Source organism: Pseudarthrobacter cellobiosi, assembly GCF_023913815.1.
GTDB lineage: Bacteria > Actinomycetota > Actinomycetes > Actinomycetales > Micrococcaceae > Arthrobacter > Arthrobacter cellobiosi.
The window spans coordinates 208261-229984 of sequence record NZ_JAMXBK010000028.1 but is presented as its reverse complement, the minus strand read 5'-3'; the positions used below and the strand labels follow the sequence as shown (position 1 = coordinate 229984).

Below are 21724 nucleotides of genomic sequence, written 5' to 3'. Positions count from 1 at the left end.
GCTTGAAGGAGGGCCGCCGTCGGGGGTTATCCGACGGCGGGAATCCCGCCAGCCAGCTCCGCCGCCGCCGCGAGGGCCCAGCGGTCGCTCTCCGGCTCGAAGAAGACCACCATGGATGAATCGGCTTCGCGGGCCTCGTCGAGGGCGAACAGCAGGGCATCCTCCAGATGCTGCGCGTGTTCCAGCCGTTCGGGAAGCGTGCCCGGAAGACCGCCGTCGTCAATGACGACGTGGGCCTTGCCGTCCACGATGACCTTCAGCGCAAAACCCTGGTCCTCATGAAGGGACCCCCGGGTGGATGCGATTTCCGTGACTTTGTCGGCCCGGACCAAACCGTTGTTGATGGTGCGGATCCACACTTCACCCATGAGACCTCCTTGGCTGAGAGGGGCAGGCGGAAGCGCCCCACAAGGCAAACGTTAGTCCTCGCGGGGCCGCTTGTGACCCCCTAAAAGCTGGCGAATTTCCCGCGGCATAAGATAAATCTGATGACTTCGCCAGGAACCCCACAGCCGTTCAACTTCCGAAGCATCGCCATACCCGCGTTCGGACCGGCGCTGCTGTTCTGCATCGGCGAAGGCGCGGTCCTCCCGGTGGTGGTCCTCTCCGCCCGTGACCTCGGCGCCTCGGTGGCGGTCTCCGCTCTGATCGTCACGCTGATCGGGCTCGGCTCGTGGTTTTTCAACCTGCCGGCCTCCCTCATCACCCTCAAGTTCGGCGAACGCTGGTCCATCGTCGGCGCCGCGGCTGTGGGTGCCCTGGCGCTCGCGGCCGCCGCCATGTCATCCATGATTCCCAATGGACTGTGGCTGCTCGCGGTGGCGATGGCCGTCGTCGGGATGGCCGCCAGTGTCTTCAGCCTGGCGCGGCAGAAGTACCTCACCGAGGCGGTGCCCGTCCAGTTCCGGGCGCGGGCGCTGTCGACGCTGGGCGGGGTCAGCCGGATCGGCGTCTTCATCGGGCCGTTCATAGGCGCCGGCGTGATGCAGTTCGCCGGGATCGCCGGAGCGTACTGGGTGGGGGTGGTGGGCATGGCGGCCGCCGCCGTTTTGGCGGTAACCATCCCGGACCTGGTGGTCCCGCCAGCGCCCGACGGCGGCCACAAGGGTCCGGAGCCGACGCTGCGGAATGTGGCGGTTTCGCATGCCCGCGTGTTCCTGACGCTGGGGGTGGGGGTCCTGCTGCTGAGTGCGCTGCGCGCGTCCCGCCAGGTGGTGATCCCGCTGTGGGCGGACCATCTGGGCATGGATCCGGCCCAGGCTTCCGTAATTTACGGGCTGTCCGGGGCGATCGACATGCTGGTGTTTTACCCGGCCGGCAAGGTAATGGACCGCCGCGGCAGGCTGTTCGTGGCCATCCCGTCCACCATCATCATGGGCATCGCGATGCTGCTCATTCCCATGTCTGCGTCCTTTGGCGGGCTGCTGCTGGCGTCGCTGCTGATCGGCTTCGGGAACGGCATCAGCTCCGGACTGATCATGACCCTCGGCGCAGACTTCTCGCCCGACCGCGGACGCGGCCAGTTCCTGGGGCTGTGGCGGTTCATCGCCGATGCGGGATCAACCGGCGGGCCCGTCCTGCTCTCCGGGGTGACGGCGCTGGCCACCCTGGGTGCGGGAGTCTCGGCCACCGGTCTGCTGGGGTTTGCTGCAGCTGGTGTGTTCGCCGTTGTGCTTCCGCGGTTGCGGCACCGGCGGAACTACTGACCCTCTCTCCTTCGCTGGATCCACGATGTCCTTCCCCGAAGCTGCTGACCGGTGCATTCGGCATCATTATCACTACCGGCCAGGTGTCACACTCACCAGCTTTAAAGACCGGTCACTCTCCGCGGCCAGCCAGGCGGGCCTGGTGAACAACCTCAACGACGGCCTCGCCTGGGGCCTCTTTCCGGTCTTGTTCGTCAGCTTCGGGCGGGCCTGGCAATTGTTGCGGCAGCCCACAGCTTCGGGCCCTGGCTCGTCGCCGCAGTCCTCCTGGGACTCGGAACGGCCATGGTCTACCCCGCCCTCCTGGCCGCAATCGGCGACGTCGCACACCCAACCTGGCGGGCCCGCTCTGTCGGGGTCTACCGGCTCTGGCGTGATGGCGGCTTCGCCATCGGGGCGCTCCTGTCCGGTCTCCTCGCTGATCTGTATGGGATTCCCGCAGCCATCGCCGCCGTCGCCGCACTCACCGCCGCATCCGGTTCAGTCGTCGCCGTCCGAATGCGCGCCAACGATCATACGACGAGGTAGAAACTGCCCTTCGCCTAGTACAGCAGCCCACACGATCCCGCATGGACGCATAACAGTCAGAGGACACAGTCCATCGGCAGTCACGACACATATCGACAGCACAACGCCGCCACGCACCGCCAAAATCCACAGCCAGAACCCGGCCCAGGACGCTGGCGGCCGCATAGCCCCAGCATCTGCCTATGGAGAGGCGGTCAGATGCACGACGGAATCGGGACTGTGCTCTGCATTGCTTGCGGCAGACCCTGCCACTTCTTCCTCCACGAGGGTGTTAATCCCGTTCAAAATCCCGCACAAATGGTGCCAATGCCAAAGCCGTTGACACCCTTCCCCGCCCGGCGTGTACTTGAATCGGCGTCTGCATTAACTGAAGCCAAGCCACAGAGCGGCCCGACCTTTCCGTTCGGCCGGCCATAGACGGAGGTCTAAAAATGGGACAAGCACGCGATGCAATGGACCGCTTAACCACTGCCATGACGGCGAGGGACAAAGAGACACAGGCAGCGTGTTACTCAGCTAATGCGGTGGCCTTCACGCCCGAGGAGGGCAAGCTCGTCGGGCCCGAAGCCATCAGCAACTACCTGTCGCAATTCGGGGAATCGTTCCCGGATATCACCTATGAGTACGCGCAAAGGTACGAGGCTGGAAATGTGGCGATCGATGAGGGCTTTGTCGTCGGAACCAACACAGGACCGCTGACCACGCCGTCCGGCGAAAGCCTGCCTCCCACCGGAAAGAGCATCCGAGTGAGGAGCTGCGACGTCGCCCACGTCGAAGATGGCCTGATCACAGCCCACCACTTCTACTTTGACCAGATGGAGTTCCTCGGACAACTCGGACTGCTTCCGGAATCCCTGTCCAAGCCCTGAACCCGCAGGATAGAGGCCCGAGGATGCGTAGGGTACAAGGGATTCGACTACCGTGCAGGTCCATCCCAAGGCTGGAACCTTGCACACTTCATGCTCCTCGTCGCGATCAACGCACTGGTTTTGGGTGATAGTTCTGCATGGTGACTAATTCCCGGGCGGTCCAGCCGGCCGCGCATCTTCCGGCTATTTCGACCACAGGACCATCCCGCCCGGCTGGCGCGACGGGCGCTGCCCGCCCGTCAGTGGAGATACGGTGACGGCCCCCTCTGGAGGCTCCCTGGTCCGGCGGGGGAAGGAGTTTTACGACAACCTCCCGCTGCCGCTTCCTGTTGTGGCCGCGATTGTCCTGGATCTCCTCCTTGCCCGGCTCCGTCCGGTACCGGTTCCCGGTTCCCCCTCCCTCCACCGGATGGCGGGGGCGGGACTGCTGCTCGCCGGCGTCGGCCTTAATCTTTGGGCTCTGGCTGAACGGCGGCACCGCACGGCGGGTCCATTCGCGCTGGAGCGGCCGGAGGAGCTGGTCACCACGGGTCCCTATGCAATCACCCGTCATCCCATGTACGTCGGCTGGTGGCTCATCCAACTGGGAGCAGGAACCTTGGCCGGTTCATCCTGGGTCCTCGCGACGCTGCCGGCCGAATTGATAGTGGAACACCGGGGTGTCCTGGGTGAAGAGGCCATGCTGACCGAGCTCTTCGGCCGATCCTACCTCGATTACGCGGAAAGGGTTCCACGCTACCTAGGATCCCCCTTCCGGGCACAGACTTGGTTCGATTGGGGAATGGAACTCTGCAAAGCACTAGACGCACATCAATTACGTGGATTACAGCACGCGGTACTAGACCAAACAGGAACTCGGAACGTTCGGCGGGTACTGGTTATTGCAAGACAATACCTGCAGCGGGGTGAAATTCTTTCCCTGGCGACAGCGCAGGCCACCCCTCCGCGCGCGGTCTCAGCCACGGGCATACTGGGGTTCGCCGCGGCTGGCGTGTTCGCCGTCGTGCTTCCGCGGCTGCGGCACCGGCGGAATTACTAACTTTGATCGACTATCGGCGACAGTAGATGCGTCGTAGCGGAAGAAACTTCAGGTCAGGCAGAACCAAAGTTGATCACATCGCCGTGGAGACCGGGACTGCTGGCCGTAAGCTGACAGTCCGACTTGATGCCGTTGACGGTCAGGCCGGTGAACGTACCCGAACCGGCCTGGCTGGGAGTCGGGATAGCCACAGTGCACTTGTTCTGGGGACCTGTAGGCGGTTGACCTGTGGACGTGAGCGTAACTGTCGCTGTGCTTTGAGTTTGGTTTTCGAAGGCATCAAGAATTGAGACGGTGACGCTGAACCCGTTCTTCGGGACCGGAGCGCCGATGGGACTGAACTTCAGCCGGCTGGGCGCCCTGCAACCGAGCTGGTGACCGTGAAGTTCTCCGCGACACCAGCGGCGGTCGTCGTCGTGTTGCTGGTTCCCGCAGCCGACCAGTAAGCGAAGGCTGCGCCGCCGCCGATGGCCAGCATTGCGGCGGTGGTGATGATGATGCGCTTCTTGCGTCCGATTACTTTGCTCATGTGAGACCCCTAAGAATTTGTGCGGTATTCCGCCGACCTTGCGAGCCCCCAGGCCCTGATATGAATACCTTCCCGGACCAGACGCAACTTACACCGGGTAATTCCTCAAGATTTTTGTCAGCTGAGATTAGCTGCGGCATCGGCGGATCCACAAACGCCCTGCGCGAGATGGCATTTCGCGCCCGGCTTACCCGTTGCCAAAGGAACGCGAAAGGATCACCCTGAAGTAGGCCACGTTTGACGTGTTGAGTGTGGAGGTCAGGGCGATGAGCACCACTTCAGATGACCTGTTTCCGGCAACACCGGAGGCAGAGACCCACGAACTCAAACGGGTCATGGGCCCCAAGCTCCTCCTGCTGTTCATCGTTGGCGACATCCTCGGCGCCGGCGTGTACGCAGTCACCGGAACCATGGCCGGGACGGTGGGCGGCATCGTCTGGTTGCCCTTCCTGCTAGCGTTCGTCGTCGCGACGCTGACCGCGTTCTCCTACCTCGAGCTCGTCACGCAGTACCCGCAGGCGGCAGGGGCAGCGCTCTATACGCACAAGGCGTTCGGCATCCACTTCGTCACGTTCCTCGTGGCATTCGCCGTGGTTTGCTCCGGCATCACCAGCGCCTCAACCTCCGCGAACGTCCTCGCCCAGAACTTCTTCGGCGGCCTGAGGATCAACGGCTGGATGGAGATGCCCGCCCAGGGCGTGATCACCGCCGTGGCCATGGGTTTCATGGTCTTGCTGGCCGCGATCAACCTGCGCGGGGTGGGGGAGAGCGTGAAGTTTAACGTGGTCCTCACACTGGTGGAGGTAGTCGCGCTGTCCATCGTGATCGGCGTCGGCTTCTACGTAATGACGCAGGGCACCGGGAACGTGGGCGAAGTCTTCGTCTTCAACGATTACCAGGACAAGGGCCTGTTCCTGGCAGTCACAGCAGCGACCTCCATCGCCTTCTTTGCCATGGTTGGCTTTGAGGATTCGGTGAACATGGTGGAGGAGACCAAGCACCCCGAGAAGATTTTCCCGCGGACCATGCTGACCGGCCTTGGCATCGCCGTGATCCTCTACATGCTGGTGGCCGTATCCGTTGTCAGCGTGCTGTCGCCCACCGAGCTGGAGAACATCCGCGAGGCTGAAGGCGCCGCGCTGCTCGAAGTGGTACACAAGGGCTCGCCGGACTTCCCCATCGACAGGGTCTTCCCGTTCCTCGCGGTGTTCGCCGTTGCCAACACCGCGCTGATCAACATGCTGATGGCGAGCCGGCTGATCTACGGCATGGCACGCCAGAACGTCCTGCCGCCTGCCCTGGGGAAGGTCCTGCCGGGCCGCCGCACCCCGTGGGCCGGCATCCTGTTCTCCACCGTCCTCGCGCTCGGGCTGATCTGGTACGTCACCAGCGACCCCAAGAGCAACATCGTGGCCAACCTTTCCGGCACCACGGCGTTCCTGCTGCTGTGCGTCTTCACCGTGGTGAACGTGGCCTGCCTGGTGATTCGCGGCAAGCGCGACCTCAACCGCAAGGTGTTCTTCACCTCGCCCGGGCAGCTGCCGCTGCTCGCCGCCCTGCTGTGCGCCTTCCTCGCCGGGCCGTGGGTGGGCCGCAACGTCATCCAGTACCAGATCGCCGGCGGTCTGATGGCGATCGGGGTGGTGCTCTGGTTTATCACCTGGCTGATCAACAGGCGGACGAGCAGGGCGGAAGGCGAGCCGGTAGGGACCCAGAACATCGGCAAGGATGGCACTTAGGCGCTGCTAACGGTGCCCGACGGCGGCTGGCGCGCTCAGCGCCTTGGCGAGTCCCGCCGTCGTACTTTCCAAAGCGTCCGACGACGGCGCCACTAGCCGATGATGGGGCGTTCCTCCGGCAGGCTGTAAAGGCGGGGCCGGGAGGACAAGGCGAGAGCGGACGCGACCGTCACTGTCCCGATTCTGCCGAGGAACATCAGAGCCATGAGCACCCATTCCGCCGCCGGCGGGAGGTTGTAGGTGATGCCGGTGCTCATCCCGACGGTGGCGAACGCGGAGATGGCTTCGAACAGCACCTTTTCCAGGCTGTAGTCGGTGACCATCAGCAGCGCCAGCGTGCCCGCCACCACCGCTGCCACCCCGAGCAGCGCGACGGACAGGGCCTGGCGCTGGGACGAAGCGCTAATGGAACGGTGGGCAATGGTCACCTCGTCCCGGCCGCGGACCTCGTTCCAGATGGAGAAGCCGAGGACCAGGAACGTGGTGATCTTGATGCCGCCTGCGGTGCCGGCGCTGCCGCCGCCAATGAACATCAGGATGTTGGTGACCATGAGGGCCTCCGGTGATGCCGCGCCGTAGTCGATGCTGTTGAAGCCGGCAGTGCGGGGGAAGACGCCGCCGGCCAGGGAACCCAGCAGCTTCCCGGTCAGGGACAGGCCGCCGAGTGTTTCGTCCCTGTTCCATTCGAACGCGGCGAAAAGCGTGACGCCAAGCACCAGGAGCAGCAGCGTGCCGTAGATGGTGAGGCGGAGGTGGACGCTCCAGTTCCGGGCCGTGACGTTTCCCCGGAGCAGTTGGATGATCACCGGGAATCCGAGGCCGCCTGCGATGATCGACAGGCAGATGGGGACGATGATCCAGGGATCCTCCGCGAAGCCGATGAGGTTGTCGCTGTAGAGCGCGAACCCGGCGTTGTTGAACGACGAGACGGCGTGGAACACACCGTGCCACAGCGCAGTGCCGGGGTTCTGGTCGTAGGCCAGCCAGAAGCGTCCGGTCAGCACCGCCGCGGTGGCTGCTTCGATGCCCACCATGAGCCTGGCCACGCGGAGCAGCACGGCGCTGACGTCGCCTAGGTTGAGCGTGTGCGTTTCGGACTGCGCCACGAGCTGGCCGCGGAGGCCGATGCTTTTGCGGACCAGCAGGGCCAGGAGCGTCGCCAGCGTCATGATGCCGAACCCGCCCACCTGGATCAGTCCCAGAATCACGGTCTGCCCGAAAGGGGTCCAGTACGTGGCCGTGTCCACGGTGATCAGCCCGGTAACGCAGACAGCCGACACGGACGTGAACAGGGCGGCCATCAGGGGGTCGGCCGAAGGCTCGCTGCCGGTCCGGGCCAGCGGCAGCATCAGCAGCGATGCTCCCAGGATGATGACTGCCAGGAACGCCAGGGGGACCGAGCGGACCGGGTGCAGGAGGGCCCGACGGATGGCACTCTCCCTGCGGGCCCTGGCCGATTTGGCTGTTTTGGCTGCCTTGCCTTTCCACCGTCCCGGGACGGGTCCCTTCACCCCGGCGGTGTCGCCACGTGCGGTCATTGGACTGCCCGTCAGCCCACGTGGATGCCGGGGCGGCGGACAGGATCCGGTTCGTTTTCCCTGATGATTTCGCGGACCACGGGGGCGGTGTCGCCCCGTCCCAGCAGCAGGTAGCGCATGAGGTGAGCCAGGGGGTTGCCTTCAGCCCACTCGAAGTACGCGTGCGGCCGGACACCGGTGGCGTCGCGGAGGGCCAGCAGGATGGCGGCGATGGCGTTGGGTGCGGCCGGGCTTTCGGCGCGGAGCACGCGGTGTCCGTCCACTTCGATTCCGCGTACCTCAAGGACGTCGCTGAATCCCGAGGGGTCGGTGACCTCGATTTCAAGGAAGATCACATCGGCGGTGCCGGGCACGGGGTTGTTCTCCCGCTGCTCGGCTTCCTTCTCACGGTATTCTGCGGCGTCGCGGGCCTGCGGGCGGTTCGCGATCAGGTTTATCCGCCCGTCAAAGTCCAGGGTGTCGGTGATGAAGCGGCGGGCTTCGTCGTCGAATTCGATGTTGTGGACCCGGAGTTCGGTGGTGCGGCTGACCCGGGAGACGAGTGAGACCACAATGATGCCCAGGATGAAGAAGCCGGATATTGCAATGCCGTCCGGCTTGGCGATGACGTTGGCCCCCAGCGCATAGAGCAGGATCAGGGTCAGGATGGTGAAGCCGACGGCGGCGCGCCGCCTCTTGTTGCGGGCGGCGGAGATGCTGACCGCAACGGCGCCGGAGACCATCATGGCCAGGATGCCGGTGGCGTACGCGCCGGCCTGGGCGTTGACGTCGGCGTTGAAGCCGATGGTGATCAGGATGCTGATGGCGGTGTACACCAGCACCACCGGGCGCACGGCCCGGGACCAGTCCGGGGCCATGCCGTAGGACGGCAGGTAGCGGGGAACGATGTTGATCAGCCCTGCCATGGCGGAGGCGCCGGCGAACCACAGGATCAGGATGCTGCTGATGTCGTAGACGGAGCCGAAGCCGGTGCCGAGCAGCTCGTGGGCCAGGTAGGCCAGGGCGCGGCCGTTGGCCTCGCCGCCTGCCTGGAAGGCCTCGGCGGGGATCAGTACGGTCGTCACGAAACTGCTGCCCAGGAGGTACACGCTCATGATCAGGGCGGCGGTGGTGAGGAGTTTCCGGGTGTTGCGGACGCGGGTGGCCAGGCGTTCCTCGGCCGTGGCGCCGTCGGCCGCGACCAGTGGCATCATGCTGACGCCGGTCTCGAAACCTGACAGGCCCAGGACCAGCAGCGGGAAGGCGAGCAGGGCGGGTCCGGCGATATCGCCGAAGCCGGTCCCGGAGGAGGTGAGCGCCGCGGTCCAGTCAGCCATGGCACCGGGCTGGGTGACGGCGTCGTACAGTCCCACTCCGATGATGACGGCGTTCAGCACGAGGAAGATGGCGACGAGGGGGATGGCGACGGCCACCGCTTCGGAGAAGCCGAGCAGGAACACCCCGCCCAGAATGAGCAGGAGGACCACGGTGATGACAACCGCCTGGCCTTCGAGGAAGTGCGGCAGGTAGGGGTTCTCCAGCATATGGACGGTGGCGTCGGCGGCGGAGAGGGTGATGGTGATGATCCAGGACGTGGCGACGAAGCCGAGCAGGATGAGCACAAAGATCTTGCCGCGCCAGAACGGCAGGAGCTTTTCCAGCATGGCCACCGATCCCTGTCCGTGCGGGCTTTCTTGCGCCACCCGTCGGTACATCGGCAGCATGCCCAGCAGGGTGAGGCCGACGATCAGCAGGGTGGCCAGCGGGGAGAGCGCCCCGGCGGCGAGGGCGGCGATGCCGGGCAGGTAGGAGAGGGTGGAGAAGTAGTCCACCCCGGTCAGGCACATGACCTTCCACCAGCTCTGGGTGGGGGCCTGGTTCTCCGCAGTTTCCGGGCCCACCGGCTGGTGGACGGTGTGTTCGAGCAGCCACCGGGTGAGCCGGTTTCCGGGTCCGCCGTCGCGTTCGGGATTGGGAACGCTGGCGGGAATGGAGAAACGGGTGGGTGCAGTCAACGGGTTACTTTCTTTACCCCGCGCAGGCGGGATTGGGGTGAATAACCAACGGAGCGTAGCACCGCGCCAGGGGCCCTCAGCGGGCAAACCCGGGATCTTAACGTATCCTTAACGCCTGCCCGACACGTTCGTTATGACTGCACACTAAGGCTGGAATCTGTAGCCGATGCCAGCTTCGGTGAGGAGATGACGGGGGTTTCCGGTGTCGGGTTCGAGTTTGCGGCGGAGCTGGGCCATGCTGTTTGCCCAACGTCCGGTCGGCAGCGACATTTGGATCGCGCTCGCCTGGTGCGTCGGCATCCTCGTCCTCGCCTACGTCTTCGCCATGGTGGTCTACCGGCGCAAGATCACCTGACGCCGTATGTTCCGCGACTGACGATGCTGATGCGAGTCACTTTGAGAGTCAGAACGGGCGACGGCGGGCTTAGCGCCCCGGCGCGTCCCGCCGTCCTGCGGCATATGCGAACAGTGACGTGGTGGCCACGGTGGCCAGGTACCCGGCGATCACGATGAGCGAGATCCCGGCCCAGAAGTAGTTGGTGGTGCTGCCCTCCTGGAGCGGGCCCGGGGCGATCTTGGCCAGCGAATACACCGCCACCCCCGCCGACGCCAGCCCGATCACCACCGGCAGCGTGAGCCAGATTTTCGCCGAGCCCACGTGCTTGCCGAGGCCGTCCCACACGTTCCACGCGGCGCCATTCCGCATGATCAGCCAGCCGGCGGGGATCATAAATGCGCCCACCAGGAGGAAGGCCGCGACGACGTCGGCCGGGCGGTGCCACTGGTTGATCAGCGTGGACACCCCGGAAGCGATCGCGAACGTGCCGCCCACAAAACCGGCAAGCGGACGCCACCGCGGCGACGCCATCAGGAACACCGCCGCCGCAGCTGATGCCGCCAGCGTGGTGTGCCCGGACGGCAGCGAGTTCAGTTCGAGAGTCACCACACCCTTGTCCGGGCGCGTGGGCAGCACTTCCTTCAGGACCTGCGTGGCGATATTCGCGCCGATGCACGCGGCTACGGCAATCCCGGCAGCCGTCCACCGCCGTCGGATCACCGTGACAAACAGGACCACGACGGCGGCCACCACCAGTGAGATGGTGGGCAGCCAGTCCAGGAACTCGGTGGCCGCCTTGCCGGCGGGTCCGTGGATGTCTACGGCCTCAACCAGCGCGGATTCATCGATGAACTGGCCTGTGCTGGTCTGGACGAAGTAGTAGTACGTGGCGATCAGGCCCACAACGCAGGCGAGCCAGGCGAACGCGAACATAAAGCCGGAGCCCGGGGTGGGGCGGGCAGGGGTCCGCGGTGGTGCCTGGCGTGGAATGGTCATCGGTTAAGGGTGTCACAAAAAACTGGGAGGACCCGCACGGTTGTTTTGTGGCCCGGGCTGACCGAATTGCGTAACTTTTGGGCGTGCGCCGAGGCTGGCCAGCGTCAACGCCAGCAACCCGAATGTGACACTTGACACGTGTTAGGTCGGCGCCATAAGCTACCTCACACGTGTTAGGAAGGAAATTGACATGACCGGTGCCACAACTGGCCGCCTGCGTGAATTCTCGCGCCGGACCGCCCTGGGTGCCTTGGGAGCAGGAATTGTGGGAGCAACCGTGGCGTCGTGGCCCCGGCTCTCCGGAACCGATATTCCCGGGCGGGGCGACAACAGCCTCAGCATTGCCATCATGGGTACCGCCGCCGATGCCGCCGCGCGCCAGCGTGCCATCGACGCGTTCACCCGACTCCACCCGGACATTCGGGTCAAGGTCCAGGCCATCCAGGCCGTGGACTGGAAAGACTTCTTCACCAAGATCCTCACCATGGTGGCCGCCGGCACCCCGCCGGACGTCGTCTACGTAGCCACCGAGGGCGCGCAGCTCTTCGCGGACAAGCTGGCCCACCCGCTGGACGAATACCTGCGCCGCGACGCCGCGGACATGGCCGAGTTCTTCGACGACGTCCACCCCAGCCTCGTGGAGGCCTTTATGTACAAGGGCAGCCTCTTCCAGCTCCCCATGGACTGGAACGCCGCCAACATGTACTACAACACCACCGCCTTCGCGCAGGCAGGGCTGGAACGCCCGGCGGACGACTGGACCAACGTGGACTTCCGCAACAGCCTCGCCGCGATGCGCAAGGCCCGGCCGTCCGACTTCACCCCGTACTACTGGACCAACCGGCTCTTCGGCGGCGTGGTGCCCTGGCTCTACGCCAACGACACCAGCTTCCTGAAGGAAACCCGGTCCGCCGGCGGGAACTGGCTCTGGGACTCCTTCTACGCCAACGATCCCTCCCGCGGTCTTCACTCCGGCGGCTACCAATGGCTGGAACCCAACGCCGACGACCCCCGCGTGTTCGAGACCTTCGACTACCTCCGCGGCCTGGTCAAGGACGGCCTCGGCGTCCGGCCCGAAGAAGGCGGCGGCAGCTCCCTGGTGGGACTCTTCGCCTCCAACCGGATCGGCACGACCCCGGCCGGCGGCTACTGGGTCCAGGGCCTGCACGAAGCCGGCATGAAGGAGAACGACTACGACGTTGCGTTCTTCCCCAAGTGGCGGACCCAGCGGCACCAGTTCGGCACGGCCGGCTACGCCATCATGAAGACCGCCAAGGACAAGGACGCCGCCTGGGAATGGATCAAGTTCAGTGCCAGCCGTGAAGCCATGGAACTGATTTTCCCCAACCCCATAACCACCCCGGCCCGCCGCTCGATGGTCAACGAGGCGCTGTATGCCGGTAAAGGCCCGGCGCATTGGAAGGTCTTCTACGACACGCTGGACAAGTACCCCACCACCGGCCCCATCCCGGCGCCGCCCCAGCAGGCCGCCGTCGAAACGGCCCTGATGAAAAACGTCTCGCTGGCCGTCAGCGGCGATGAGCGCCAGGTCAAGCAGGCCCTCGAGTCCATGCAGCGGGATCTTGAAATTGCCCTGAGGAGGCAGTCATGAGCACCACCATCCCTCGCCGGGATAGGCCGAAGCAGGCCGCCAAGGCCGCCAAGGCCGTCAAGCCCGGAACGCCCGCCACCGCGCACACCGCGTCCGGCCGGCACAGCCAGCGCTGGCTTGCCTGGATCTTCCTGGCCCCCACCATCGTGGGGATGGGCCTGTTCACGCTGGTGCCCATCGCGGCGTCGGTGGTCCTGGCGTTCTTCCGCTGGGACATCATCTCCGCCCCGACGTTCGTGGGCTTCGACAACTTCGCCGAAGTGGTCCAGGACCCCACGGTCCGGGTGTCCTTCCTGAACACCATCGTGTTTGTGATTGTGGCGGTGGCATTCCAGCTCGGCCTGGCCCTGGCGCTCGCCGTGATGGTGCAGGAGAAGATGCCTGCCTGGCTGCGGACCTTCTTCCGCTCGGCGTTCTTCTTCCCGCTGATCCTCTCCGCCGCCTCGGTGTCCATCTTTATGCGGTACCTCTTCAACGAGCAGTTCGGCGTGGTCAACTGGTTCCTGTCCCTCGCCGGCATCCCCGCGGTGCCGTGGCTGACCACCCCAGGCGGGTCCGCCGCCGTCGTCATCCTGGTATACGTGTGGCAGAACTTCGGGTTCTCCTTCCTGCTGTTCATCGGCGGGCTGGCGTCGATCCCCGTGGAAACCTATGAGGCCGCCTCGCTGGACGGCGCCACCGGCTGGCGCAAGCATGTCTACGTCACCCTGCCGCTGCTCAGCCCCACCACCCTGCTGGCGTCCGTGATGGCCATCATCAGCGCGCTCCAGGTGTTCGACCAGCCGTACGTCCTGACCCGCGGCGGGCCCGGGGACTCCACCCGCACCGCCGTGATGGTGATCTTCGAATCCGCGTTCCAGCGCCTGGAATTCGGCGAGGCCTCGGCCATCGGCGTGATCCTGACCCTCATCATCATGGCCATCACCGCCGCGCAGTTCCGGCTCAGCAAACGATTCGTCTTCTACCAGTAAGGCCAGCCATGACTACCACTACAGAGCGTGTATCCACCCGCACCCCTGCCGTGCCTGCCCGGTCCCGGCGGAAGCCGAACTGGAACCTGGTCCTCCGCATTGTCCTGCTGATGATCGCGGCCGTCCTGACCCTGGGCCCGGTGATGTGGACCCTGTCCACCTCGCTGCGGTCGCCGTCGGAATCGTTCAAGCTGCCGCCGTCGTTCTTTCCCTGGAATCCGGATTTCACGTCTTACGTGCAGGTCTTCCAGCAGCTGGACATCGTCCTCCTGGTGCTGAACAGCGCCCTGGTCACCGGGCTCATCGCGCTGGGACAGATGGTCACCGCCGCGATGGCCGGCTACGCGTTCGCCAACCTGAAGTTCCGCGGCCGCGGCGCCCTGTTCTCCATCGTGCTGGCCACCATGATGGTGCCGGTGCAGGTGACCATCGTGCCCGTGTTTATGCTGATCCGCGGCATGGGACTTTCGGACACCCTCCTGGCGCTGATCCTGCCGGCCATCCCGACGGCGTTCGGCACCTTCCTGATGCGGCAGTACTTCATGGGGTTGCCCACCGACCTCGCGGAAGCGGCGTCGATCGACGGCGCCACACCCTGGCGGACCTTCCGCTCGGTCTACGCGCCGCTGGCCATTCCGGGGATGGCGATCGTGGGCATCCTCGCCTTCAATTTCCACTGGAACGAGTTTTTCCGGCCGCTCATCATGACCATCTCGGAACAGAACTTCACCCTGCCGCTGGGCCTCGTGTCCCTGCAGGGCAACCTGGGCACGGGCAGCATCTCCGTGGTGCTGGCTGGCGTGGTCCTGTCCATGATCCCCGCCCTGGTGGTCTTCATCTTCGGCCAGCGCGCGCTGCAGGACGGCCTCACCGCCGGCAGCGGCAAATAACCCACACGTCTGAAAGGCTCACCGTCATGTCATCCCCGGACCTCGCCGCCACCGACTTCGCCCGCCTGGCCGCCGCCCACCCCGACCCCGCGTTCCCGCACTTCCACCCCCGCCCCGCCCAGGGCTGGATCAACGACCCCAATGGCATCAGCCACCTCAACGGCCGGTACCACGTCTTCTTCCAGTACAACCCTGCGTCCGCGCGGCACCACAAGATCGCGTGGGGCCACCTCAGCTCCGCGGACCTGGTCCGCTGGGAAGAGTACCCCGTGGCGCTCCGCCCCCAGAACGGCGGGCCGGACGAGTACGGCTGCTGGACCGGTGTGGTGACGGACGACGGCGGCGTCCCCACCGCCGCGTACTCCGGCGTCCGCGGCGACGGCGGACACTCCCAGGTGGTCATCTCCCACGGTTCAGCGGACCTCGTTTCCTGGGAACAGGACGGTCACGTCGCGGCGTCCATGCCGGCCGATCCTATGGTCACGGCGGTCCGCGACCCGTTCATCTTCCGCTTCAACGGCAAGCGCTACGCCATGCAGGGCGCCGGTCTGGCCTCCGGCCACGCGGCACTCCTGCTCTACACGGTGGAGGACCTGTCCGACTGGAAGTACCAGGGCATCTGGCTCACGTCGGAGAACCCGGTCGCTGCTGCCCACACGCCGGCCGAGATCTGGGAATGCCCGCAGCTGGTGCGGGTGCCGTCCGTTTCCTCCGTTGAATCCCCGTCCGGCGGCGACGCGTGGGTCATGATGTTTTCGCTGTGGCTCTCCGGCGACGACCACGAGCACGCCAACGGCGTAGGCCACCTCATCGGCTCCCTGGCCGAGGACCCTGCCACCGGGCTGCCGGTATTCTCCCCGGAGACCGGCGGAAAGTCCGACCTGGGCCGCGACTTCTACGCGCCGCAGATCGTGCAGCTGCAGGACGGCGCCGGTGCCGGTGCTCCCGGTGCTCCTGCTTCTTCCCCTGCTCTTGCTGCTCTCGCGGAGCCCAAAGCGCTGCTGTGGGGCTGGGCCAATGAAGGACCGGGACGGGACGGCCGCCGGGGCCGCAGCCAGGCCGAGATCGACGCCGCGGGCTGGGCCGGTGTGCTCACCCATCCGCGCCTGCTGTCCGTAGTGGACGGTGCCCTGGCCGTGGCACCCGCGCCGGAAGTGGATGCCTACCGTGGCGCGCAGCTGGCTTCGCAGGGTGCCGGGAGCGTTGAGCTGCCGGCGTATGCAGAGGCCGTTGTGAGCGGTGGGCCGGCGGCGCTGGCCGCGGACGCCGTCGTCGAACTTTCCCTGGTGGCCGATGGATCAACGGACTCCGGTCAAGTGGTGTTCAGCGGGGCGCTGGCGGCGGGGGAGGAGCTGCGCGTGTTTGTGGACGCGTCGCTGGTGGAGGTGTACCGGAGCGGGTCGGTGGCCACCACGCTGCGCGCCTATCCGGCGCCCGACGAGCGGTGGGTGCTGGGGCTTCCCGAGGGTACGGCTGCGGACGTCTGGAAGCTGGAACAGCCTCAGTAGCGAAGGGTTTCGCAAGGACTCCGGTCAAGCGCGAACGGACACTTGAGGCTCCACTAGCCGGGCCTCAAGTGTCCGTTCGCGCTATTCGTCTGTTCGCGCTGTTCGTCTGGCCGCGGTCAGGCCTGGCCGGCGGGGACCGGGCCGGTTGACTCGCGTACCACGAGCCGGCACGGGACCAGTGTCTGGCCGGGGCGGCCGTGTTCGGCGGGGGCGCCGTCGTCGTCGTTATCCTCCGGTTCCTCCGACAGTTCCCGGAGGAGCCCGGTCATGGCGGCGGCGCCCATCTCCCGCAGCGGGAGGGCCATGGTGGTGAGCGCCGGGACCATGGTGGACGCGATCCGGAATTCGTCGTCGTATCCCATGATGGAGAGATCCTGCGGGATTGCCAGGCCCAGCCGGTTGGCCGCGAGCACCACGCCGATGGCCAGGCGGTCGTTCGCGCACACGATCGCGGTGGGCCGTTCCGGCGCAGCCACGCCGTCCAGGAGCTTCATGGCGCCGTGGAACCCGGCGTCGATGTCCCAGCCCACCTGGAGGATCCGGCCCGGCCGAACCGGCAACCCGGCGGCCTCAAAGGCGTCCCGGTGACCCTGGATCCGGCGCGGGGCGGCGGGCGTGATGCTGTCGCCGGCGAGGAACGCGATGTCCCGGTGGCCAAGCTCCAGCAGGTGCGTTGCCGCCTCCCGGCCGCCGCGGACCTCATCCGGAATGACAGCGGGAACGCCGGCCTCGGGTCGGTCATCGAAGCAGTTGGCCAGCACCGACGGTACGCGCAGCATGTTGAGCGGGACGTGCAGGGGGCGCAGGCCCACGGTGACATACATCAGCCCATCCACCTGGCGGTCCAGCAGCGTGGCCACCGCACTTTCGTCACGGGTCTCGTCCAGCTCCGTATCCATCACCACGGTGACAAAACCCTGGGACCTGGCCACGGCGTCCGCGCCGGCGATGATATTGCCGTCGAACGGGCTGGTGACCACCTGGTCCGAGACGATCCCGATGATCCGCGACCGGCGGTTGCGCAGGCTCACGGCGATGGCGTTGGGCGTGTAGTTTAGGGTGGCCGCCGCTTCACGGATCCGGACCTGGCTCTCCTTGGCCACATTCCCGTCGCCGCGGCCGTTCAGGACCAGCGACACCGCGCTGCGGGACACCCCGGCGAGCTTGGCGACGTCCAGCGCTGTGGCTTTGCGGTTCATGCTGTGGTTTCCTCCCGCGTGCGGTATTTCCTGCAGTCTACCTAACGCGTGTGAGGTGCGCCCGGACCCTGGCGCGGCGGCGCTTTCCCCCAACTGGGTAGCGCTAAGTGTCGTTATGGAGGCTGAAAACGACAGTTGGCGCTACCTACTTTGGCCGGGGAGCGTTCGGGAGGCGCGGCAGGCTGGCCGCCGCGACCAGCAATGCCAGGGCCCCGAGACCGAACGGCAGGGCGGTGAGGGTGGCGATGCCACCCACGAGCAGCGGCCCGCCGGCGTCGCCGAGTTCCCGGCCAAGTTCCGCCGAACCCATGGTCCGGCCCATCCGCTCCGGCGGCGTGGTGTCGGCCAGATGCGCGAAGCCGAGCGGCGTGGCCAGGCCGACGCCCGCGCCAATGGCTGCCGCGGCAATGAACAGCGTGACCGGGCCCGGGGTGAGGGCGATGAGTGCAACGCCCGCGGCGGTAAGGAGGAGTCCCGCCGTCGTCCCGCGGTTATCGCTGATGCGGTGCGCGTCGCGCAGCCTGCCGATCCAAGGCTGGGTGAGCACCGACGTGATGGCCAGGACACTGACCGCGGCCGTGCCGGCAACCGGGCCAAGGCCGTGCCGGGTGGCCAGGGCGGGAATGAATCCGATCGCTGCGCCGAGCGCTCCGGTCGAGGCCGCCAGCACCAGCGTGGGAACCAGGAAGCGCCGTTCGGTGACCTGGCGGGCAAGGTCCAAAACGGTGTAACGCTGCCGGGGGAGCGGCGGCAAGTGCGGAACGGACACCAGCACCCACACGGCGGTGCCCGCCGCCAGCACCGAGAGGGCCCCGAACAGCAGGGCAAACCCGCCCGCGAGGATCAGTCCCGCGCCCAGCAGCGGGCCGATGACGTAGCCCAGGCTTTTCCACGAACCGTACCGGCCGAAGTAGGTTCCGGCCTTCTTGCCTCCCGCCAGCCGCGCAACCATCGCGGACGACGCCGGCGAGAAGGCCGACGCCGCAGCGCCCTGCCCCAGCCGCGCCAGTCCAAGCATCAGCGGATTCGCCGCCCAGAGGCCGATCAGCGACAGCACAGCGAACGCCAGGAGGCCGCCGACGATGACGGGCTTGGTTCCGATCCGGTCGCTCAGGGCGCCGAAGACCGGCTTGAGGAAGACCTCGGAAACGTCATAGAGGGCCAGCAGGATGCCCAAGTTGAGCAGCGTCAGGCCGATGTTCTCGCTCTGGGCGCCCATGCCGGCGGCGATGCTGTGGGCGCCGAACGCGGTGACGAAGCCGGCCGCGTACAGGGGAACGGTGGACGCCCGGGCGTTGACCACCTGCGCCGGGACGCTCACGCGTGCACTTCGAGACAGGGCGCCTGCTTTAGGGAAATCACACCGCAAAGCGTAACAACAGCCGAACTGAGTAGCGCTAAGTGTCGTAATGGGCGCTGAAAACGACAGTTGGCGCTACTCAGTTGGGGTGGAAGAAGCTCAGGTGAGGGACGCCGCCAGCTCCTCGATGATCTCGAACTGCTCGCGCACGCCGCCTTCCATGCCGGACTGCGCAATCATGTCCCGGACTGCCTTGCTGCCCGCGTCGGTGCGGATCCGCACGGTGGTGGCGCCGCCGTCGGCCTCGTCAAAGGTGACCGTATTGAGCACGGCGCCCTCCTCGCTGTCCGGCGCGGTGCCCGGAGTCTCCATGACTTCCGTGTGGATGATCCGCTCGTTGGGCACAATCTCGCGGTACGTGCCGTGGAAGGCGACTTCGAATTCGCCGTGCGCCACCATGACGTACCGCCACGCGCCGCCGACGCGGAAGTCCATGTCCGCCACCGTCATCTCGCCCCGCCGGCCGGGCCACCATTTCTTGACGAGTTCCGGCGTGGTCCAGGCCCGGTAAACGAGATGCGGGGGCGCGTTGAGGGTCCGCGTGATCAGGATTTCCGTGTCGCTGGGGAACGTCACGTCCATGGTGCTGCTGCTTGCCTGTGCCATTGTCCTGCTCCTTTCAGTGCTCTTCTTTGAGGTCCTCCAGCACGTCGTCCAGGAGATCCAAGCGCTCCTCCCAGAGGTGCTGGTAGCTGGCCACCCAGTCGTGGATGGGCTTGAGGGCTTGCGGATTGAGCCGGTAGAGCCGCTGCCGGCCTTCGTCACGCACGACGACGGCGCCCACCTCGCGCAGCACCCGCAAGTGCCGTGACACGTGCGGCTGCGCTAGGCCCAGGAGGTCCACCAGCTCGTTGACCGGGCGCTCGCCTTGCGTAAGGGCGTCCAGGATTTCCCGACGGCGGGGCTCAGCCACCGCGTTGAACGTATCTGCCGTTGTTGCTGCCCGTGCCATACCGCGATTGTATACCCATATGGATATGCGTTGGAAGGGACGGACAGCTCATCTGCCACGCAGTGCCGATGAGTTGAAAAGTCGAGTACCCACTACTGATGCTTTCGGCATCCCCGGCCGCATAGCGTCGAATGGGGGACCTACGAGACGTCTATCCATACACCGCTTCTCGGGGCAGGAAGGACAGCAATGGCGCCGGACGAGGGCAATGACCTTCCCCTCCTGGATCCGGCTGTCCTGGACAGGCTGCGGACAGAGCTCGAGGACGATGACGGCGTGTGGAATGTGTTCGTGCAGAACTTCATCGAACACCTGCCCCACAGGACTGAAAAGCTGCGTCTGACCCTGACCACCGGCGACCTGGTCGGTGCGATGGACGCGGTCCTCAGCCTCAAGACCTCCAGCCAGATGGTGGGCGCGGAGCGCCTGGCCGGACTTGCCATGGAGCTGGAACGGGCCCTGCGCCACGAGACCCTCGACTCTGAGCCCGCCCGGGTCCTGCCCCGGCTGGCAGCGGACCGCCTGCGCCAGATCATTCGCTGCGCCCGGCAGACCTCATACCTCCTGCAGAAGTACCTGCACTCCGGGTGAGGCCGTAAAAGATGGCCCCGGGGTTTTCAGGAGCAAGAGGTCAGGGTTTCGGCAGGGCCCGTACGGTGTTGTTCCGCTTCTCGTGCGTGAGTTCAGCCAGGCGGCAGAACGACGAAATGCGCAGGCTCACCGAATCCAGCTTCGCCCAGAGTGAGCATGTGAAACGCATTTCGTCGTGGGCGGCCATCCTGTTTGCGCCCACGCTGGTAGGGACCATTTACGGTATGAATTTCACCAGCATGCCCGAGCTGAATTGGGTCTTCGGCTACCCTTTTGCCCTGGGCCTGATGGTTGCCATGGGGCTGGGGCTCTACTGGACCTTCAAGCACAACAAGTGGATCTAGCGCTGCTTGTACAGTGAATCCATGCCCGCCGCCATTCCTTCCCTGGACGAACTGCTCGCCAACGCGCATGTGGTGAGCCTGCCCATGCGGGTGAAGTTCCGCGGCATTATGGAACGCGAAACACTGCTGCTGCGCGGCCCGCACGGGTGGGGCGAGTTCTGCCCGTTCCCCGAATACGCCGACGCCGAGGCCTCCCGCTGGCTCGCCGCCACCATCGAGGCCGGCTGGCACGGCTTCCCGTCGCCCGTCCGTTCGGTGATCCCCGTCAACGCCACAGTGCCTGCCGTTGCGGCGGACCGGGTGCCCGACGTCCTAGCCCGGTTCGGCCGGGTGGACGCCGTCAAGGTCAAGGTTGCCGAGCGCGGGCAGACGCTCGACGACGACGCCGCCCGGGTTGCCGCCGTCCGCGCCGCCCTGCCGGACGCCGCCATCCGGGTCGACGCCAACGGCGGCTGGGACGTCGCGGAGGCCGTCGAGGCACTCACCCGGCTCGCCGCCGTCGGACTTGAATACGCCGAGCAACCGGTGCCTTCGATCGAAGGGCTCGCCGAGGTGCGGCGGCAGCTGCGCGCCGCAGGAATTCCGGTGCTGATCGCGGCCGACGAAAGCGTGCGCAAGGAATCCGATCCCCTTAAGGTGGCGCGAGCCGGCGCGGCGGATCTGCTGGTTGTTAAGGTCGCGCCGCTCGGGGGAGTGCGGCGCGCGCTGGACATCGTGGCGCAGGCCGGGCTCCCCGCCGTCGTCAGTTCCGCGCTGGACACGTCCGTGGGCATCCGTGCGGGGCTGGCCTTGGCAGCTTCCTTGCCGGAGTTGCCCTACGCGTGCGGGCTGGGGACCGTGTCCCTGTTTGAGTCGGACATCACGCGGGATCCGTTAGTGGCCGACGACGGCGCCATCCGCCTCCGCGATGTCGCCGCCGACGCCGGGCTGCTGGAGCAGTTTGCGGCTTCCGCGGAACGCCGCGACTGGTGGCTGGCCCGGCTCGCCAGGGTCCATGCCCTCCTCGCCCCCTGACGCTCTAT

The 21724-nt window shown here is 66.2% G+C and carries 19 protein-coding genes and 4 pseudogenes; 13 read left to right on the top strand and 10 right to left on the bottom strand.

Features of this window, described 5'->3' with window-relative positions; all coding sequences use genetic code 11:
• Positions 1-26: 26 nt before the first annotated feature.
• Positions 27-368 carry a hypothetical protein gene (locus tag NG701_RS19180; RefSeq protein WP_252569923.1) on the bottom strand — a complete coding sequence of 114 codons (342 nt, stop codon included), beginning with the start codon at positions 366-368 and terminating at the stop codon, positions 27-29.
• A gap of 120 nt (positions 369-488) precedes the next feature.
• Between NG701_RS19180 and NG701_RS19175 the strand changes: the two genes are divergently transcribed.
• The 4 genes and pseudogenes from NG701_RS19175 (at position 489) to NG701_RS19160 (ending at position 4142) form a co-directional block, all read left to right on the top strand.
• Positions 489-1706 (top strand): MFS transporter, encoded by a 1218-nt coding sequence (locus NG701_RS19175; protein WP_252569921.1) that lies wholly within the window; start codon positions 489-491, stop codon positions 1704-1706.
• An 88-nt stretch (positions 1707-1794) separates the two neighbouring features.
• Positions 1795-2234, top strand: a pseudogene (locus NG701_RS19170) (MFS transporter); the annotation flags it as partial.
• A gap of 431 nt (positions 2235-2665) precedes the next feature.
• Positions 2666-3103: a nuclear transport factor 2 family protein gene (locus NG701_RS19165; protein ID WP_252569918.1), complete on the top strand. Its 438-nt coding sequence runs from the start codon at positions 2666-2668 to the stop codon at positions 3101-3103.
• 253 nt (positions 3104-3356) lie between these two features.
• The gene (locus tag NG701_RS19160) at positions 3357-4142 is read left to right on the top strand and encodes a methyltransferase family protein (protein WP_252569917.1); all 786 of its coding nucleotides are present in this window, start codon (positions 3357-3359) and stop codon (positions 4140-4142) included.
• Positions 4143-4485: 343 nt separating this feature from the next.
• Here NG701_RS19160 and NG701_RS19155 read toward each other — a convergent pair whose 3' ends face one another.
• Positions 4486-4671, bottom strand: a complete 186-nt coding sequence (locus tag NG701_RS19155) for a hypothetical protein (RefSeq protein ID WP_252569915.1) — start codon at positions 4669-4671, stop codon at positions 4486-4488.
• Between the two features lie 266 nt (positions 4672-4937).
• On the opposite strand from NG701_RS19155, the gene NG701_RS19150 reads away from it, so the two are divergent.
• Complete coding sequence (locus NG701_RS19150) at positions 4938-6410, top strand: APC family permease (protein ID WP_104061743.1); 1473 nt, start codon at positions 4938-4940, stop codon at positions 6408-6410.
• Positions 6411-6502: 92 nt separating this feature from the next.
• Here NG701_RS19150 and NG701_RS19145 read toward each other — a convergent pair whose 3' ends face one another.
• From NG701_RS19145 to NG701_RS19135, 3 genes and pseudogenes are all read right to left on the bottom strand, one after another.
• Complete coding sequence (locus tag NG701_RS19145) at positions 6503-7948, bottom strand: TrkH family potassium uptake protein (protein ID WP_252569913.1); 1446 nt, start codon at positions 7946-7948, stop codon at positions 6503-6505.
• A gap of 11 nt (positions 7949-7959) precedes the next feature.
• The gene (locus tag NG701_RS19140; RefSeq protein ID WP_104061745.1) at positions 7960-9942 is read right to left on the bottom strand and encodes an APC family permease; all 1983 of its coding nucleotides are present in this window, start codon (positions 9940-9942) and stop codon (positions 7960-7962) included.
• 144 nt (positions 9943-10086) lie between these two features.
• Positions 10087-10179: pseudogene (locus NG701_RS19135) on the bottom strand (DNA-binding response regulator); the annotation flags it as partial.
• Position 10180: 1 nt separating this feature from the next.
• On the opposite strand from NG701_RS19135, the pseudogene NG701_RS19130 reads away from it, so the two are divergent.
• Positions 10181-10297 (top strand): annotated as a pseudogene (locus NG701_RS19130) (ABC transporter permease); the annotation flags it as partial.
• A gap of 69 nt (positions 10298-10366) precedes the next feature.
• Here NG701_RS19130 and NG701_RS19125 read toward each other — a convergent pair.
• Positions 10367-11275: a phosphatase PAP2 family protein gene (locus NG701_RS19125; RefSeq protein ID WP_252569911.1), complete on the bottom strand. Its 909-nt coding sequence runs from the start codon at positions 11273-11275 to the stop codon at positions 10367-10369.
• Positions 11276-11465: 190 nt separating this feature from the next.
• Here NG701_RS19125 and NG701_RS19120 point away from each other — a divergent pair, with 190 nt between their 5' ends.
• From NG701_RS19120 to NG701_RS19105, 4 genes are read left to right on the top strand one after another with little or no spacing between them, the layout of a single operon-like run.
• Positions 11466-12887: an extracellular solute-binding protein gene (locus NG701_RS19120; RefSeq protein ID WP_252569909.1), complete on the top strand. Its 1422-nt coding sequence runs from the start codon at positions 11466-11468 to the stop codon at positions 12885-12887.
• Complete coding sequence (locus NG701_RS19115; protein WP_252569907.1) at positions 12884-13858, top strand: carbohydrate ABC transporter permease; 975 nt, start codon at positions 12884-12886, stop codon at positions 13856-13858. Before NG701_RS19120 ends, NG701_RS19115 begins: the two co-directional genes overlap by 4 nt.
• An 8-nt stretch (positions 13859-13866) precedes the next feature.
• Positions 13867-14748: a carbohydrate ABC transporter permease gene (locus NG701_RS19110; RefSeq protein WP_252569905.1), complete on the top strand. Its 882-nt coding sequence runs from the start codon at positions 13867-13869 to the stop codon at positions 14746-14748.
• A 26-nt stretch (positions 14749-14774) separates the two neighbouring features.
• A complete protein-coding gene (locus NG701_RS19105; protein WP_252569902.1) occupies positions 14775-16256 on the top strand; it encodes a glycoside hydrolase family 32 protein in 1482 nt (493 codons plus the stop codon).
• Between the two features lie 116 nt (positions 16257-16372).
• On the opposite strand, the gene NG701_RS19100 is transcribed toward NG701_RS19105, so the two are convergent.
• The 4 genes from NG701_RS19100 to NG701_RS19085 form a co-directional block, all read right to left on the bottom strand.
• A complete protein-coding gene (locus tag NG701_RS19100) occupies positions 16373-17455 on the bottom strand; it encodes a LacI family DNA-binding transcriptional regulator (protein WP_252569900.1) in 1083 nt (360 codons plus the stop codon).
• A 145-nt stretch (positions 17456-17600) separates the two neighbouring features.
• A complete protein-coding gene (locus tag NG701_RS19095) occupies positions 17601-18776 on the bottom strand; it encodes an MFS transporter (RefSeq protein WP_252569898.1) in 1176 nt (391 codons plus the stop codon).
• Positions 18777-18914: 138 nt separating this feature from the next.
• Complete coding sequence (locus NG701_RS19090; RefSeq protein WP_252569897.1) at positions 18915-19421, bottom strand: SRPBCC family protein; 507 nt, start codon at positions 19419-19421, stop codon at positions 18915-18917.
• Positions 19422-19434: 13 nt separating this feature from the next.
• Entirely contained in the window at positions 19435-19767 is a 333-nt protein-coding gene (locus NG701_RS19085) for an ArsR/SmtB family transcription factor (RefSeq protein WP_252569894.1), read from the bottom strand.
• 189 nt (positions 19768-19956) lie between these two features.
• On the opposite strand from NG701_RS19085, the gene NG701_RS19080 reads away from it, so the two are divergent.
• The 3 genes and pseudogenes from NG701_RS19080 to NG701_RS19070 all read left to right on the top strand — a co-directional run bounded on the left by NG701_RS19080 (position 19957) and on the right by NG701_RS19070 (position 21716).
• Entirely contained in the window at positions 19957-20358 is a 402-nt protein-coding gene (locus tag NG701_RS19080) for an Hpt domain-containing protein (RefSeq protein WP_252569892.1), read from the top strand.
• Positions 20359-20453: 95 nt separating this feature from the next.
• Positions 20454-20702: pseudogene (locus tag NG701_RS19075) on the top strand (CorA family divalent cation transporter); the annotation flags it as partial.
• A 21-nt stretch (positions 20703-20723) separates the two neighbouring features.
• Positions 20724-21716 carry an o-succinylbenzoate synthase gene (locus NG701_RS19070; protein ID WP_252569890.1) on the top strand — a complete coding sequence of 331 codons (993 nt, stop codon included), beginning with the start codon at positions 20724-20726 and terminating at the stop codon, positions 21714-21716.
• The last annotated feature ends 8 nt before the right edge of the window (positions 21717-21724 follow it).

What these genes read in the sequence shown, in the direction of transcription:
- NG701_RS19180 (WP_252569923.1), bottom strand. Translation starts at nt 368, where the DNA reads ATGGGTGAAGTGTGGATCCGCACCATCAACAACGGTTTGGTCCGGGCC.
- NG701_RS19175 (WP_252569921.1), top strand. Translation starts at nt 489, where the DNA reads ATGACTTCGCCAGGAACCCCACAGCCGTTCAACTTCCGAAGCATCGCC.
- NG701_RS19165 (WP_252569918.1), top strand. Translation starts at nt 2,666, where the DNA reads ATGGGACAAGCACGCGATGCAATGGACCGCTTAACCACTGCCATGACG.
- NG701_RS19155 (WP_252569915.1), bottom strand. Translation starts at nt 4,671, where the DNA reads ATGAGCAAAGTAATCGGACGCAAGAAGCGCATCATCATCACCACCGCC.
- NG701_RS19150 (WP_104061743.1), top strand. Translation starts at nt 4,938, where the DNA reads ATGAGCACCACTTCAGATGACCTGTTTCCGGCAACACCGGAGGCAGAG.
- NG701_RS19145 (WP_252569913.1), bottom strand. Translation starts at nt 7,948, where the DNA reads ATGACCGCACGTGGCGACACCGCCGGGGTGAAGGGACCCGTCCCGGGA.
- NG701_RS19125 (WP_252569911.1), bottom strand. Translation starts at nt 11,275, where the DNA reads ATGACCATTCCACGCCAGGCACCACCGCGGACCCCTGCCCGCCCCACC.
- NG701_RS19120 (WP_252569909.1), top strand. Translation starts at nt 11,466, where the DNA reads ATGACCGGTGCCACAACTGGCCGCCTGCGTGAATTCTCGCGCCGGACC.
- NG701_RS19115 (WP_252569907.1), top strand. Translation starts at nt 12,884, where the DNA reads ATGAGCACCACCATCCCTCGCCGGGATAGGCCGAAGCAGGCCGCCAAG.
- NG701_RS19110 (WP_252569905.1), top strand. Translation starts at nt 13,867, where the DNA reads ATGACTACCACTACAGAGCGTGTATCCACCCGCACCCCTGCCGTGCCT.
- NG701_RS19105 (WP_252569902.1), top strand. Translation starts at nt 14,775, where the DNA reads ATGTCATCCCCGGACCTCGCCGCCACCGACTTCGCCCGCCTGGCCGCC.
- NG701_RS19100 (WP_252569900.1), bottom strand. Translation starts at nt 17,455, where the DNA reads ATGAACCGCAAAGCCACAGCGCTGGACGTCGCCAAGCTCGCCGGGGTG.
- NG701_RS19090 (WP_252569897.1), bottom strand. Translation starts at nt 19,421, where the DNA reads ATGGCACAGGCAAGCAGCAGCACCATGGACGTGACGTTCCCCAGCGAC.
- NG701_RS19085 (WP_252569894.1), bottom strand. Translation starts at nt 19,767, where the DNA reads ATGGCACGGGCAGCAACAACGGCAGATACGTTCAACGCGGTGGCTGAG.
- NG701_RS19080 (WP_252569892.1), top strand. Translation starts at nt 19,957, where the DNA reads ATGGCGCCGGACGAGGGCAATGACCTTCCCCTCCTGGATCCGGCTGTC.
- NG701_RS19070 (WP_252569890.1), top strand. Translation starts at nt 20,724, where the DNA reads ATGCCCGCCGCCATTCCTTCCCTGGACGAACTGCTCGCCAACGCGCAT.